This window comes from Phormidium tenue FACHB-1052, assembly GCF_014696675.1.
Lineage (GTDB): Bacteria > Cyanobacteriota > Cyanobacteriia > Phormidesmidales > Phormidesmidaceae > Nodosilinea > Nodosilinea tenuis_A.
Genome location: NZ_JACJQN010000019.1, coordinates 68,595 through 83,371, shown reverse-complemented (window position 1 = coordinate 83,371; position 14,777 = coordinate 68,595). Strand labels below are relative to the sequence as shown.

The 14,777-nt window shown below is 57.3% G+C and carries 14 protein-coding genes; 7 read left to right on the top strand and 7 right to left on the bottom strand.

Translation table 11 applies throughout. The features are described 5' to 3' along the window. Positions 1 to 18 precede the first annotated feature (18 nt). Entirely contained in the window at positions 19 to 1,521 is a 1,503-nt protein-coding gene (gene gatB / locus H6G07_RS21945) for an Asp-tRNA(Asn)/Glu-tRNA(Gln) amidotransferase subunit GatB (protein WP_073610326.1), read from the top strand. Positions 1,522 to 1,838: 317 nt separating this feature from the next. On the opposite strand, the gene mreD is transcribed toward gatB, so the two are convergent. Genes mreD through H6G07_RS21930 form a run of 3 tightly spaced genes read right to left on the bottom strand, consistent with a single transcriptional unit; the run spans position 1,839 to position 4,306 of the window. Next, the gene (gene mreD / locus H6G07_RS21940) at positions 1,839 to 2,417 is read right to left on the bottom strand and encodes a rod shape-determining protein MreD (protein WP_073610325.1); all 579 of its coding nucleotides are present in this window, start codon (positions 2,415 to 2,417) and stop codon (positions 1,839 to 1,841) included. Further along, on the bottom strand, positions 2,414 to 3,238 hold the full coding sequence (gene mreC, locus H6G07_RS21935) for a rod shape-determining protein MreC (RefSeq protein WP_073610324.1): 825 nt from the start codon (positions 3,236 to 3,238) through the stop codon (positions 2,414 to 2,416). The genes mreD and mreC overlap by 4 nt, the downstream gene beginning before the upstream one ends. A 33-nt stretch (positions 3,239 to 3,271) precedes the next feature. Further along, a complete protein-coding gene (locus tag H6G07_RS21930) occupies positions 3,272 to 4,306 on the bottom strand; it encodes a rod shape-determining protein (RefSeq protein ID WP_073610323.1) in 1,035 nt (344 codons plus the stop codon). Between the two features lie 323 nt (positions 4,307 to 4,629). Between H6G07_RS21930 and H6G07_RS21925 the strand changes: the two genes are divergently transcribed. Further along, a complete protein-coding gene (locus H6G07_RS21925) occupies positions 4,630 to 4,989 on the top strand; it encodes a single-stranded DNA-binding protein (RefSeq protein WP_073610322.1) in 360 nt (119 codons plus the stop codon). 35 nt (positions 4,990 to 5,024) lie between these two features. Here the strand turns inward: H6G07_RS21925 and H6G07_RS21920 are convergent, their stop codons facing one another. Beyond that, positions 5,025 to 5,231, bottom strand: coding sequence for a DUF2949 domain-containing protein (locus tag H6G07_RS21920; RefSeq protein ID WP_073610321.1), 207 nt, complete (start codon positions 5,229 to 5,231; stop codon positions 5,025 to 5,027). A gap of 96 nt (positions 5,232 to 5,327) precedes the next feature. Then, the gene (mscL, locus tag H6G07_RS21915; protein WP_073610320.1) at positions 5,328 to 5,762 is read right to left on the bottom strand and encodes a large conductance mechanosensitive channel protein MscL; all 435 of its coding nucleotides are present in this window, start codon (positions 5,760 to 5,762) and stop codon (positions 5,328 to 5,330) included. A gap of 254 nt (positions 5,763 to 6,016) precedes the next feature. Here mscL and H6G07_RS21910 point away from each other — a divergent pair, with 254 nt between their 5' ends. After that, complete coding sequence (locus tag H6G07_RS21910; RefSeq protein WP_073610319.1) at positions 6,017 to 6,400, top strand: cyclic nucleotide-binding domain-containing protein; 384 nt, start codon at positions 6,017 to 6,019, stop codon at positions 6,398 to 6,400. Between the two features lie 132 nt (positions 6,401 to 6,532). Further along, on the top strand, positions 6,533 to 8,122 hold the full coding sequence (locus H6G07_RS21905) for a glucose-6-phosphate isomerase (RefSeq protein ID WP_073610318.1): 1,590 nt from the start codon (positions 6,533 to 6,535) through the stop codon (positions 8,120 to 8,122). Positions 8,123 to 8,192: 70 nt separating this feature from the next. Here the strand turns inward: H6G07_RS21905 and H6G07_RS21900 are convergent, their stop codons facing one another. Continuing rightward, complete coding sequence (locus tag H6G07_RS21900) at positions 8,193 to 8,702, bottom strand: hypothetical protein (RefSeq protein ID WP_139297145.1); 510 nt, start codon at positions 8,700 to 8,702, stop codon at positions 8,193 to 8,195. A 325-nt stretch (positions 8,703 to 9,027) separates the two neighbouring features. Between H6G07_RS21900 and H6G07_RS21895 the strand changes: the two genes are divergently transcribed. From H6G07_RS21895 to H6G07_RS21885, 3 genes are all read left to right on the top strand, one after another. After that, on the top strand, positions 9,028 to 9,753 hold the full coding sequence (locus tag H6G07_RS21895) for a Bax inhibitor-1/YccA family protein (RefSeq protein ID WP_073610316.1): 726 nt from the start codon (positions 9,028 to 9,030) through the stop codon (positions 9,751 to 9,753). Positions 9,754 to 9,973: 220 nt separating this feature from the next. Then, a complete protein-coding gene (gene gatA / locus H6G07_RS21890; RefSeq protein WP_073610315.1) occupies positions 9,974 to 11,416 on the top strand; it encodes an Asp-tRNA(Asn)/Glu-tRNA(Gln) amidotransferase subunit GatA in 1,443 nt (480 codons plus the stop codon). 143 nt (positions 11,417 to 11,559) lie between these two features. Continuing rightward, entirely contained in the window at positions 11,560 to 12,411 is an 852-nt protein-coding gene (locus H6G07_RS21885; RefSeq protein ID WP_073610314.1) for an alpha/beta hydrolase, read from the top strand. 99 nt (positions 12,412 to 12,510) lie between these two features. Here H6G07_RS21885 and H6G07_RS26760 read toward each other — a convergent pair whose 3' ends face one another. Next, positions 12,511 to 14,634 carry a S8 family serine peptidase gene (locus tag H6G07_RS26760; protein ID WP_073610313.1) on the bottom strand — a complete coding sequence of 708 codons (2,124 nt, stop codon included), beginning with the start codon at positions 14,632 to 14,634 and terminating at the stop codon, positions 12,511 to 12,513. Positions 14,635 to 14,777 lie beyond the last annotated feature (143 nt).

Genomic DNA, 14,777 nt, shown 5'->3' with positions numbered 1-14,777 from the left:
TCCCCGTTGGAGCGGTTTATGACCACTGCGGCCCCCGCCAAAACTCAGCCCGCTAAGACTCAGTACGAAGCCATCATTGGTCTCGAAACCCACTGTCAGTTGTGCACCGAAACCAAAATCTTCTCCCCAGCCTCTACGGCTTTTGGGGCCGACCCTAACACCTACATCGACCCCATTGTGGTGGGTATGCCAGGGGTGCTGCCGGTGCTCAATCAGCGCGTGCTGGAGTATGCCGTCAAAGCCGGGCTAGCCTTAAATTGCCAGATTGCCCCCTACTCGAAGTTCGATCGCAAGCAGTACTTCTACCCCGACCTGCCCAAAAACTACCAAATTTCTCAGTACGACCTGCCCATCGCCGAGCACGGCTGGTTAGAAATTGAGCTGATCGATAAAAAGACTAAGGAAGCCACTCGCAAGCGCATCGGCATTACCCGCCTGCACATGGAAGAAGATGCGGGCAAGCTGGTGCACGCAGGTAGCGATCGCCTGGCTGGCTCCACCTACTCCCTGGTTGACTACAACCGTGCTGGCGTCCCCCTGATCGAAATCGTCTCCGAACCCGATATTCGCACCGGCCAAGAAGCCGCCGAATATGCCCAAGAGCTGCGCCGCATCGTGCGCTACCTGGGCATTAGCGACGGCAACATGCAGGAGGGCTCCCTGCGCTGCGATGTCAACATCTCCGTGCGCCCAGTTGGCCAAGAGGAGTTTGGCACCAAGGTGGAGATCAAAAACATGAACTCCTTCAGCGCCATTCAAAAGGCGATCGAGTACGAAATCGATCGGCAGATTAAAGCCAATCAGACCGGCGAGAAAATCCTTCAAGAGACTCGCCTGTGGGATGAAAGCAGCCAGCGCACCAAGAGCATGCGCTCCAAGGAAGGCTCCAGCGACTACCGCTACTTTCCTGAGCCCGATCTGCCGCCTATTGTGGTGTCGGTAGAGCAAAAAGAGGGCTGGCTGGCCGAACTGCCTGAGCTACCCGCCCAAAAGCGCGATCGCTATGAAGCCGAGTTTGGCCTCTCGCCCTACGATGCCCGGGTGCTGAGCGACGAGCGCGCCATCACCGAATACTTCGAAGCAGCGATGGCGGCTGGTGCCGACCCCAAACTCACCGCCAACTGGATCACCCAGGACATCGCCGCCTACCTCAACACGGAGCGAGTTTCCATCGATGCACTGCCCCTGACCCCTGTTGCCCTAGCCGAGCTAGTGCAGCTAATCGCGGCGGGGACGATCAGCAACAAAATTGGCAAGGATCTGCTACCTGAGCTGCTCACCCAGGGTGGCTCCCCTAAAGCTCTAGTGGAAGCGCGGGGGCTGAGTCAAATTTCTGACCCGGCGCAGATCGAGGCCATGATTGACGAGGTGCTGGCGGCCCATCCCGAAGAGCTAGAGGCCTACCGTGGCGGTAAGAAAAAGCTCCAGGGGTTCTTTGTGGGCCAGCTAATGAAGCGCAGCGGCGGCAGAGTAGATCCAAAACTGAGCAATCAGCTGCTCAGTCAAAAGCTTAATCAATGAAGTTTCTCAAAATCATTGATAAAATTAAATGAGGGGTCTTACCCCCCATGCAATTTTTGAGTTAATATGGTACGTAGATGCACCCTGATGGTAGGGAGAGCCGATTGAGCTCTCCTTTTTTTTGCCTATTTTTTGCGGGGCTGCCCCTACAACCATTAAGCATTCATCCATGCTCTAGTAGAAACTCGTCTGGGCTCAGTCCGATGGGTCAGCTAATTTTGCCCATCCTAAGTGCCGACGACCTGAGATTGTTAAAGGCGATTATTTGAACAGGATAGGGTGCTCAGAAGTTGCGATAGTTGCGATCGCCGACCCTTCTACCCCTGAGACTCAGTGGCATAGCGATCCCACCAGCGGTTCAGCGGGTAATACAAGGCTGGAGCCCACAGACTGCTTAAAATAGCGGAACTCAACGCCACCCGCTGGTGATAGATCCAGATTCTGCCCAGGGGTGGGTAAAGCGAATTGGCCGACAAAATCTGGTCAAAACTAATTTGCAGTGCCAGCACTGTCTCTGCAATCACCGCCATCGCAAACACAATCAGCGCCACCGAGACAATGTCTTCCTGGAGGTAGCGCTGCTTTTGCAGCCGTGCCGTGAGCACCCCGACCACAATCAAGCTGAGGGTATGGGTTGGGTTGGGAGAGGTCATGGCATCCTGTAGCAGGCCCAGCACCAGCCCGGCTATGGCGGCCTCCCACTGGGTGCGCCTAATGCTCCAGGCTACGACCCAGATTAGCAACCAGTGAGGGGCAACCCCCAGCAGTTCCATTCCTGGTATGCGACTGGGCAGCAGCAGTAGGCAGACCAACACCGACGCTGCCGTAACTAAGCTATTGATCACCCAAGGCTGACGCCACAGGGGCAATGACGATGCTCTCATCCCCAAGGTCATGGCCGGGCTCCGTTGCCGCTTTCAGGGATCACGCCATTTTCAGGCGATGCCCCCGGCAGCACGGGCAAATCCACCGTTTCCTGCGGCTCGAAGGGGTGAACAATGGCCCACTCCAAAATCGATAGGGGCGACGATAGCTGAATCACCGCTTCTGGAGCCGGACTTTTGGTTAAATCAATCGATTCGATGCGGCCAATGGGAATGTCTTGGGGAAACAAGCGGCTGTAGGAGGAGGTAACAATTACGTCACCGGCTTTCACGTCGGGGAGTTTTTCAAAGAACTCCATCACCACTCGGTTGTTCGATTGCCCTCTCACTACTCCCATGGCCCGGCTGCGGCTGACCTTAGCGCCCACTCGGCTGGTGGGGTCACTAATTAACAGCACCCGTGAGGTGCTGGGAGAAACCGCTACTACTCGACCAATCAGCCCGCCAGGGCCAGTCACCACATGCCCATCTGCCACATCGTCGCGGCTGCCCCGGTTGAGAATAATATGCTGCCACCAGTGGTCGGCCCCGCGTCCGATTACTGTTGCCCGCACCCCGTCTAGGGGCGTAGCGGCTTCGTAGTCGCTGAGGGTTTGCAGCGATCGGTTCTGGTTTTCTAGCTCCACGATGCGCTGCTGGAGCTCAAGGATGTAGCTGTTTTCGAACTGCTGCTCGCGGCTCATGCCCGGCTGTAGAGGCCGGGTTAACCAATGATAGGTTTCGTAGATAACGGCACCATCATTGGCTCGCATTAGCCAAGCGGAGGAAATGGCCAGGGTAACCATTCCCGCTTTGAGGGCATGACGTGTCCACCAGCGGCGTAGGGCAAACATAGGTTCTGGGTAGATGACGACTCTGGGGATGCCCTACAGGCTCGATCGCCCGCTGAAAACTCGGCCCATTTGGCTAAAGTTTTCTAGTACTCGCCCGGTACCTAACACCACACAGCTAAGAGGATCCGCCGCTACATGCACCAGTATGCCGGTTTCGTGGCTGATCAGGGTGTCTAGCCCCTTAAGCAAGGCTCCGCCGCCAGCCAGCATAATGCCGCGATCGATAATGTCAGCCGCAAGTTCGGGCGGAGTGCGCTCTAGGGTGCGCTTGACAGCTTCAACGATGACCGAAAGCGGCTCGGCCATGCTCTCGCGAATTTCGGCACTCTTGACCGTCACGGTGCGAGGCAGACCCGACAGCAGGTGCAGACCTCGCACATCCATGGCAATCTCGTGGTCATCGGGGTTAGGGTAGGCCGACCCAATGGTGATTTTGATTTCTTCGGCGGTGCGTTCCCCAACCACGAGGTTATGCACTTTCTTCATATAGCTGGAGATGGCTTCGCTGAGTTCGTCTCCGGCTACGCGCACCGACTCGCTCAGCACGGTGCCCTGCAAACTCAGCACGGCAACTTCGGTGGTGCCGCCACCGATATCTACAATCATGTTGCCGGTGGGTTCAGCCACGGGCAGGCCTGCGCCAATGGCAGCAGCTACCGGCTCGTCGATCAGGTAGACGGTACGAGCACCAGCCTGCTGGGCGGCATCCATCACCGCGCGGCGCTCAACGCCAGTCACACCACTGGGAATGCCAATTACGATACGGGGCGATACCAAGGTGCGGCCCTCATGCACCTGACGAATAAAGTGTTTAAGCATGAGTTCAGCGGTGTCAAAGTCGGCGATGACACCGTCTCGCAGCGGGCGCAGAGCCACGACGTTGCCAGGGGTACGACCCAGCATCCGCTTAGCCGCTTCCCCAACCGCCAGGGGCTTCTTTTCAATCTGGTCGATGGCCACCACGGAAGGCTCTTGCAGTACGACCCCTTTGCCGGAGACGTACACCAGAGTATTGGCCGTACCGAGGTCAATACCCATATCGCGAGAAAATCTGTCGAAGAAAGCCACAGGCAATAACGCCCCTACATCAAGAAAAGACAGTGAACCAATGCTAAGGCACGCCCCTAGGGGATGACGTTGACATCGAAGTGGATTCTATTACGTTTCGTATCAGTGCGTCTAGTAATCAAATATTTATCGATAGGGGGAAAAGCCAAGGGGCAATTCCAAAGGCGTTAAACTGGCTGGAGCAGGTCCTAAACGTTGAGAGCGACCTTACCAATATATAAAGATGCATAGCCTGCTCCATGACGGCATTGATCGCCGCCGTGTTCCTGACGGATGTTTGAGGTTTCGCCTACAATGCTGAAACAAGTGTTGGGCAATCAGCGATGACGATTAATGTGGTGACTCTGGTAGGCCGCGTGGGCACTGACCCAGAGGTGAAATATTTTGAGTCGGGTACGGTGGTGTGCAACTTGACCCTAGCGGTGCGGCGACGGTCGAGCCGAGACGATAAGCCTGACTGGTTTAACCTCGAACTGTGGGGTAAAAATGCCGAGGTGGCGGCCAACTACGTGCGCAAGGGCAGTTTGATTGGTATCAGCGGTGCCCTGAAGCTAGACCATTGGCAGGATCGCTCTAGCGGTGCAGCGCGCTCAAAGCCGGTAGTGCGAGTAGATCGACTAGACCTGCTGGGCTCTCGCCGGGATAACGAGTCATCAATGAATTATAGCGACGATGAATTCTAGGGTCTAACCCCTTAGCTCAGGTGAATACCTAGGGCTTATGGAGCAGCAGGGCCGACTTCCTCAAGCCAGTCAAAGATTTGGCTGAGCTGATCGGTGCTGACCAACCCGTATTGCCACAGTGCCATGGGTAATAGGTTTGTGGCTTGCCCTGCCTTGCGCAATCCCATGGCGATCGCCTCAGAGGACACCGCTAGTTCGGTCTGAAGAAACTCGATGAGCTGATTTTGGCGTTGGGATGGCATAGAAATCGGGGCAGATGCTGGTAGTTAGCCCTTACTATAGCGGCTCTGGCTGAATACTGCCTCTGCCCTGAGAAATCCCGCTTTTGAGGATGTGCTCTATCGCTCGGGGCGGCTTTCTAGATAGCTGGCCAGCCGAGTCAAGGTGTCGTTGAGCTTTTCTTCGATGGTGGGCTCTGCTGCGGCCTCAACGTTATCTTTCCGCTTTAATTTCTCAAAGGCGCGGATCATCAAGAAGATCACGAACGAAATCACCACAAAGTTGATGACAGCGGAGAGAAACAGGCCGTACTTGATGCCGTTGGCAGAAAGATTGGCAATATCCTCTACCCCTGCTGCCTGTAGCGCCGGATTTAGCAGAACAGGAGTGATGATATCTTCGATAAACGAGGTGACCACACCATTGAAAGCTGCGCCGATGATCACAGCGACAGCTAGGTCAATGACATTGCCGCGCATGAGAAATTCTTTAAAGTCTCTCGCGAAGCCACCTGCGGAATTCACCGCCCGATCTCGAGTTTGTCTGTTAGCCATGTCTCCTCAATCCTTATTTCTAATTAAGACCATACGGTATACGACTAAAACAATATCAGCGTTTTAAACGCTTCATTCATATTCGGACTGCTGAGACGGCAAAAACAGAGACTTAAAGTGCGGTTAACCTTCCAAGATGACCGGGCTATAGAATTGCGGCAGCCATGGGTGAACTGCTGCGCCCTGGTAGAATCCATCCAGAGCGAGAGTAGGGGCACTGATTTGAGGACAATTCCTGGGAGCGAAGCGAACCCATGCTGAAACCGATTCAAGTTGTTGAGCTGTTGATGACGACCCCTAGCCATCAAGACTTTGGGGCTGGGGATACGATTTTTGAGGTGGGTGCCTTGGGAAATTGTATGTACGGCATCATTCAGGGAGAGGTCGATCTGTGGGTTAGTGGCCGCGTGTTTGAAACCATTTCTGCTGGCGACGTGTTTGGGGAAGGGGCGCTGGTGCAAATTCCCCATGTGCGGGCCTCTACGGCAGTGGCTAAGACCGACTGTCGGCTAGCTCTAGTGGATGAGGCTCACTTTAAGTTTTTAGTACAAGAGACGCCGCTGTTTGCCCTAGAGGTAATTCGTAGCCTCTCAAGCCGTCTACGGGCGGCCAAGGCGGCGGTTAGGAGTGATGGATAGGGCGATCGCCTTCATGGTGCCTTGCCGGGACCAGGCTGTATGTTTAGCCACCCTTTTTGTAGCGGTGGCCGTCCTATCCTAAACTGCACCTCAGGACGTTAGTGAATACGGTTTAGACCGAGGAGTGACAGGATGGATGCAGCCGCCCTTTGGCAACGCTATAAAGACTGGCTCTACTACCACGAAGGTCTGGGCTTTTACCTAGATGTCAGCCGCATGGGTTTTGATGATGCCTTTGTCGCTGATATGCAACCCCGCTTTGCGAAAGCCTTTGCCGATATGGCCGCGCTGGAAGCTGGGGCGATCGCCAACCCCGACGAAGATCGCATGGTAGGCCACTATTGGTTGCGCGATGCCGACCTAGCCCCCACCCCCGAACTCAAACAAGACATTCTCGACACGTTGACCAGCATTGAGCAGTTCGCCAGTCAGGTGCGCACGGGCGGCATTTACCCCCCTGATCAAGAGCGTTTTACCGAGGTTCTCTCCATTGGCATTGGTGGCTCGGCCTTGGGGCCGCAGTTTGTCGCCCAGGCCCTAGGGCCTGATTTTCCGCCCCTGGCAATTCACTTTATCGACAATACCGATCCCGAAGGCATCGATCGCATTCTTGCCCGGCTGGAAGACAAATTGTCTACCACCCTGGTGATCGTTACCTCTAAGTCGGGGGGCACCGCCGAAACCCGCAACGGCATGGTTGAAGTACGCACCCGATTTGAGCAGCGAGGGCTAAACTTTCCCAAGCAGGCCGTCGCCATTACCGGACGGGGCAGCAAGCTCGAAAACCAGGCCCTCAGCGAAGGCTGGCTAGCCACTTTCCCCATGCGTGACTGGGTGGGTGGCCGCACCTCTGAGCTATCGGCGGTGGGGCTGCTACCCGCCGCTCTGCAAAACATCAGCATTCGCTCCATTCTCGGCGGCGCGCGCGAGATGGATGCGGCTACCCGCGTGGCCGATCTGCGCCGCAACCCCGCCGCCCTGATTGCGCTGGCCTGGTATTACGCGGGCAACGGCAAAGGCGAAAAAGACATGGTGGTGCTGCCCTACAAAGACAGCCTACTGCTGTTTAGCCGCTATTTACAGCAGCTAGTGATGGAGTCGCTGGGCAAGGAAAAAGACCTAGACGGCAACCTGGTCTATCAAGGCATTGCTGTCTATGGCAATAAGGGTTCTACCGACCAGCACGCCTACGTGCAGCAGCTCCGCGAAGGCGTAGCCAGCTTCTTCGTCACCTTTATCGAGGTGCTAAAAGACCGGGCCGGTGACTCGGTGGAGATGGAGCCCGGTGCCACCAGCGGTGATTTTCTCTTTGGCTTTTTGCAGGGCACCCGCAAAGCCCTCTACGAAAATCAGCGACAGTCTATTACCTTGACCATTCCTGAGGTCAATGCCCACACCATCGGGGCGATGATTGCGCTGTATGAGCGGGCGGTGGGCTTCTACGCGTCGCTGGTGAACATCAACGCCTACCACCAGCCGGGGGTTGAGGCGGGCAAACTGGCCGCCTCCGGGGTGCTCGACCTGCAACAGGCTGTGGTCAACGCCCTGGCCCAAAGCTCAGGGCCGTTAACCCTAAGTGAACTGGCTACCGCAGCGGGAGCGCCTGATCAAGTGGAGACGATCTATGCGATCGCCCGCCACCTCCATGCCAACCAGCGCAGCTTGGTCATTCACGGTAACCCCGGCCATCCCGACGCGATCAAAATTGCGGCCCTGCGGTGAGGGAGTGGGTGGGGAGTGGGGAGTAGGGGGTTAGGCCATTTCTTTACCCCTCACCCCCTACCCTTCACCCTTAATCCGGAATCCACACGTAGGGGCTGCCCGAGACCGTAATGCCCTCGGCTTTGGAAAAGCGGATCACGACTAGCCGAGAGCTGTCGCGGCCCAGGTCGAGGTAGCCGCTGGCCCAAACCTCAGAGCGCACTACGCCGGTAATTTCGAGGCGGTAGCCGCCGGGGGGCAAGTAGAGAGTTTCCTGGCGATCGAAATTGTGGGGGCGATATACCAGGCGGTTGTTTAAGTAAACTGCACCCCAGTCGTCGCCTCGGGCATCAAATTCGATCCTGACCTGCTCGCTCTCTGGCTCAGGGCGGGGGTAGGGCAGAATAATAATTGACGGCTGGCGAAAAATGTTGGGCGACTGCCGAATAATCACCCGTCGGTTTGAGCGAATAATGCGGTCGGGCTCGGCAGTAGTGCCCTCCTGGGCCTGGGCAATCGGTGCGCAGGGTAGGGCGATCGCCACCGCTACAACCCAGAGCCAACTCCAGCGCCTTGGGATTGCTCTCGGGACGGTTTTCAACCCCGATCTTCTAAAAGACTTACTCTTATCGGCCTCAACCACCATGCCACCACTCCTTCGCCTCGCGATCCCCAACCCGATGGTAGTTGCCCCTACTCTCAACCTAGAGATGCCTGTGACTCTTCGCCAATTGGCGGGTAGATATCCACACTCTGAGGCCACCCACCCAATTCAGTAAAGTTGACTAAAATCTATATAAGGAAAAACAGTTACTCAGGTTTAGCGGCTAAGCTAGCGTTGGCGGTTGATTTAGCTTGTGCGATCGCCCTGACCTGGGCACCTAAATCTATTTTGCCAAATCTATTTCGTCGTAGAGGATAGGGCTTTGAGTAATACCAGCAATTTTCGTGAAGCGATTAGCAAGGCCAAGGGCCAAACCCTGGTTGGCCCCAACGTTATCAAGAACGCCCTGCCCTATGTAGGTGGCGGGCTGATTCTAACCGCCCTCGGTTCCTTTGGCGGCCTGACCGTAATGGCCAGCAACCCAGCCATCTTTATGCCCACTTTTTGGGTGGCGTTTGTTGCCCAGATCGTGCTTTTCTTTGTGGCGATGAACGTCGCCTCCAAGGGCAACAACAGCACTGCCCTACCCCTGCTCGCCACCTATAGTCTGCTGACGGGCTACACCCTCAGCGGTCTGCTAGCCGTTGCTCTAGGCACGTCTGGCGTTGGCGTCACCGGCATTGGCTTTGCGGCGCTGTCCTGCGGCATCGTCTTTATTGCGGCTCGCCAGATTGGCTCTAACCTCTCGGAGGAAGATGGCTTTGCTCTCACTAAAACCATCGGCATTGGCGTAGTTGCCATCCTAATTGCGGTGGTGGGTCAGTTTATTTTCGCCATGTTTGGCGGCCCCATTCCCCAGTTTCTCGACATCGCCATCTCTGCCTTTGGCGTGCTGGTGTTCTGCGGTGCTTCGGTAGTCGATTTCTTCATTCTGCCCCGCACCTACAAAGATGAGCAGTATCTATCGGCGGCGCTATCGATGTACCTCACCTACATCAACCTGTTTGTCTTCATTCTGCGTCTGCTGATCGCCATCAACCGCGACTAGCACGCTGCTAGGGTTTACTTTCCCTGTTACATCGAAGTCCCGGAGCCGAATGGTTTCCGGGATTTTTGTACGGGCAGCTTAGTCAAGTTGATCAGCTCAAGGCGCTGGGGCCTTCACCAACCTACTCAACTAAAAACGACGTTTCGCGCCCCATCCTTCCTATACTGATACCTTGGTGCCCGTTACCCTTAGTCGCCCCGGATCAGTTTTAAGGAGTCCCATGTCTGTCATCCGCGCTCTGCATCAACAGTTGGTCAGTAAAGAACGCTCTGCGGTGGAGATTACCCAGAGCTACCTCGACCAAATTGCAGCCCTGGAACCCACCATCCGCAGCTACCTGACCGTGACGGCTGACCAAGCTCTGGCCCAGGCGGCCCAGGTCGATGCCCGCATTGCCGCTGGGGAAGACATTGGCCCGCTGACCGGCATTCCCATTGCCCTCAAGGACAACCTCTGCACCCAGGGGGTACGCACCACTTGCGGGTCGAAGATTCTCGAAAACTTTGTGCCGCCCTACGAGTCAACGGTGACTGGAAAATTGCGGGACGCAGGGGCGATCGCCCTGGGCAAAACCAACCTCGACGAGTTTGCCATGGGCAGCTCTACCGAAAACTCGGCCTACCAGATCACCGGCAACCCCTGGGATGTGACTCGGGTACCGGGTGGCTCGTCGGGTGGCTCTGCCGCCGCCGTGGCCGCTGGGGAATGCGCCGTGGCCCTGGGCTCCGATACTGGGGGATCCATTCGCCAGCCCGCCTCATTTTGTGGTGTTGTGGGGCTGAAACCCACCTATGGCCTAGTTTCGCGGTTTGGTCTGGTGGCCTACGCCTCGTCCCTCGATCAGATCGGCCCCCTGGCCCGCACGGTAGAAGATGCGGCACTGCTGCTCCAGGGCATTGCCGGTCACGATCCCAAAGACTCCACCAGTCTAGATGTGAAGGTACCCGATTACACGCAGTACCTCAAGACTGACCTCAAGGGCCGCAAAGTCGGCATTATCACCGAAACCTTTGCCGCTGAGGGCATCGACCCCGCCGTTAGAACGGCTACCGAGAAGGCCATTCAGCAACTTAAGGAGCTTGGGGCTGAGATCCAAGAGATCTCTTGCCCTCGCTTTCCCTACGGTCTGCCCACCTACTACATCATCGCGCCGTCGGAAGCGTCGTCGAACTTAGCCCGCTATGACGGGGTTAAGTATGGCGTTCGCAACAACAACGACAGCCTGATGTCGATGTACACCAAAACCCGCGCCGAGGGCTTTGGGGCTGAGGTGAAGCGGCGCATTATGATCGGCACCTATGCCCTGTCGGCGGGCTACTACGACGCCTATTATCTCAAGGCCCAAAAGGTGCGCACCCTAATCAAGCAAGACTTTGAGGCCGCTTTTGGCCAGGTCGACGTGCTGGTGTGCCCGACGGCCCCCACCACGGCTTTCAAGGCGGGCGAAAAGGTAGACGACCCCCTCAGCATGTATCTGTCTGACCTAATGACGATTCCGGTGAACCTGGCGGGGCTGCCGGGGCTGAGCCTGCCCTGCGGCTTCGACAATCAAGGGCTGCCCATCGGTCTACAGCTGATTGGCAATGCCCTGCGTGAAGACCTGCTGTTTGAGGTGGGCTATGCCTACGAGCAGGCTACAGAGTGGCACAATCGGGTGCCCTAGGGATGAAAAATCGGCACAGGGGAGTACGGGGAAGCGGGTCACATGCCCCATAATAGGCAGCAAGCAAGGGGCCAGGTTCTGGCAACCGTCACTGGTTTTTAACAACCCTATTCGCTTACTCACCTACTTCCTCCATTCTTTCCATGCCCATTATCAAACTTCTCTTCGGTATTTTGGGCATCGCAGGGGTCATCTATGTTTCACTGTGTGGCTGGCTGTGGTTTGCCCAACGGCGGCTGATGTATTTGCCCTGTCCAGCCATGGGCGCGACTCCGGATGCGTTTGGCATAGTCTACGAAGATGTTTGGATTCCGATTGATGGGGCTGGGCATCTGCACGGCTGGTGGCTGCCAGCAAACTCGGGCAATGACCTGACCATTTTGTATCTCCACGGCAATGCTGGGAATGTGTCTAGCAATTTGGGCAAGGCGCTACAGCTGCGATCGCTAGGGGCCTCGGTGCTGACTATCGACTACCGTGGCTATGGCCAGAGTTCTGGCCCCTTCCCCACCGAGCAGCGGCTCTACGCAGATGCTCTGGCGGCCTGGCGGTTTTTGCAGGTTGAGCAAGGCGTTATGCCCCAACAATTAGTGATCTATGGTCATTCCCTCGGTGGGGCGATCGGCATTGAGCTGGCTAGCCATGTGCCCAATCTGGCAGGGTTGGTAGTTGAAGCGTCGTTCACCTCCATGGCCGATATGGCGACCCTCTCGCAGTACAATCGCTGGTTTCCGGTGCGTCAGCTGCTCACCCAGCGGTTTGAGTCGATCGCCAAGGTCAATCGCCTCAAAGTGCCTACGCTTTACCTGCATGGTTTAGCGGATGCCTCAGTTCCGGCTGTGATGAGCGAGGCGCTTTACCAGGCTACGGCTGGGCCAAAATCTCTCTGGCTGGTGCCCGATGCCGACCACAACGACCTACCTGACTGGGCGGGCGATGAGTTTGATCAGCGGTTACGCCAGTTTTTGCAAGATTACGTGCTAGTCAAGTACTGACGACCGCTCTGCAAAGCTCACGTGAATCCCGTTGTGAGGGTTGTAAGCGCCCGCAGCGGTGGCCTCTAACTTGGCTCCTCATCTCATCTACCCAAAGCCTTACCCGTTCACTGCCAGGGTTAGCGTCCAGCTCAGCAGCCTGCCGGTGGCCTCTGGGGCATGATCAACCGCCCGCAGCCGCCAAGTTCCCTGGGTGGCCTGGCCGATGAATCGCATCAGTACGGGGGTCGTTTGCAAGGAATAGGTCGTCCGCAGCTCGGTTTGGCGACCTAGGCTGCGTCCTTGGAGCAGGACTGTGCTGCCGTTGGGGGCAATCAGGGTGAAACTGACATCCCCCAGAAACTCGTGATTAGCGCTGACCTCAACCTGCACGTCGGTTACGGTGCCGGTGGTGGCTACAGCAATACTACTCTCCACTCCATTGGGCTGGTTGTCAGGTATGTCTTGAGCGGTTTGGTTTTGCTGCTGCACTACCCGCCCTAGCTGTCGCCCCGCAAAGGCCCGACGCTGGGCCTCGCGTACCGCCGCCGCCGCATTTACCTTGCCATAGCCAAACCACTGGGAGTGGCCACTGGCGTTGTAGGTGCCGTGTTGAAGGCCGAGCTGGGGGTCGGGGGTGCGATCGACAATTTTGTCGGCGGTGGCCTGCAAAATTTCGCGCACCTGCCGGGCCGTCAGGCCGGGGTTAACCGAGAGCATCAGCCCCGCCACCCCCGCTACCACCGGGCAGGAGCTAGAGGTGCCGCCAAAGGCGTTGGTGTAGTCGTCGCCCGAGTAGCCAGCGGCCTGGGTGCGATCGCTCGTCACCATCCCCCGCCCCGGCTGGTACTGGGTCAGCGGTGGCCCAGTTGGCACATTGCCCACCTGGGGCAGAGCCATATTGGGGGGCGCGTTGTTGCTAGGGGCCGCCACAGCGATGTGTTCGCCCCAGTTGCTATAGGCAGCCTTGGTGCCCAGACTGGTCGAGGCCGATACCGCAATCACATCGGGGTGAATGGCAAACCCGCTTAGCCACCGGGTGGGGCCACTGAGCGCGTTTTTGGGCCACTGGGTTTCGTTGATGGTGCCACTGACGGGGCGGTTGGCGTTGCCCGCTGAAAAGACAATCACGCAACCCTTGCCATTGCGCCCGGTGGTGGCAGCCCGAGTCAGCGCATTGGTCTGCCGCAGGGTGAGGGGAAAGTAGTTCGCCGCCGGTGACCAGCTACAGACGATCACGGCGGCTCCCCGGCGCACCGCTTCGTTAAACAGCTGCTCGATCGCCCCGTCATCGATAAAGCCCGTGGTGCGAATCGGTAAAAAGGCGCAACCAGGGGCCACCCCAACAATGCCCGTGGTATTTTCTTCGCCAATGGCCAGCCCGGCGACGGCGGTGCCGTGGTTTTCGCCCTGCTTGGCGGGCAGGGGCAGGGCGTCTTTATCTTTCAGATCTAGCGGTGCCACCAGCTTGCCCACCCCCTGGAGATCGGGGTGGTTGAGGTCAAACCCGTCATCGCTGACGGCAATCACTACCGACCTGGATCCCCGAGTAATATCCCAAGCCGCTTCCGCTGAGATGTGCGACCCGGCGGCTAAGCTAGCGCCACCGTTGTGAAACAGGTGCCACTGCTGGGGATAGCGATCGTCCGTGGGGCGATAGAGGCTGCCGGTTTCGATGGCCAAATTTGGCTCCGCCGCCAAAACCATCTCCAGGGCCATTAGCCGATTGGCAATTTTGATCGGATTTTCGATCGCCGCTGGGGTAACCCGCACCACAAAGGTGTTGGGCATGCCCTCTAGCGGGTTTTCGATGGCAATGCCCAGGCTTGCTAGCAGGGCGTCAATGGTGTCCTTGGTCGTGTCGGGGGCAAACTGCACCGTGAGCTGGTCGGTGAGATAGACCCAGGTTTGCGGGCTATCGACCAGGCGATATACGTGGCTGGCAAAGCGCACCGTCGGGTCTTGGCGGGCCGTGGTTAGGGCTGTTTCCAGACCGTTCTCAGCCATCTGCCACTCCACTAACTGCCCTCCGGCCACCGGGCGCACCGCCAAAGGGTTTAGGCGCTCTTGGAGTGATTCTAAGGCCGTGGCTGCCGTGAGCCGAGTGGTGAAACGGGTGGGCACTTTTTCGAGCAGTAGCTCTTCGCCGCCGCGCTGCAAGATTTCTCCTCGAAAGTCGCTGCGAGGGCCACTGCTGCCAGGGTCACTATGGGGCAAACGAGCATCAGAGGAAAATCCGGTCATCGAGTAATGGGCTCCGACGGGAACTTTTGATCGCTAGAGCAGTCTGTGACCTGGCTATGGCATTATTCCTAGCCCTAGGACAGTTGCCTGGCTGGGCCAAAGATCGGTACTGCGCCATACCGAGATGATAAGATACCTCAGTG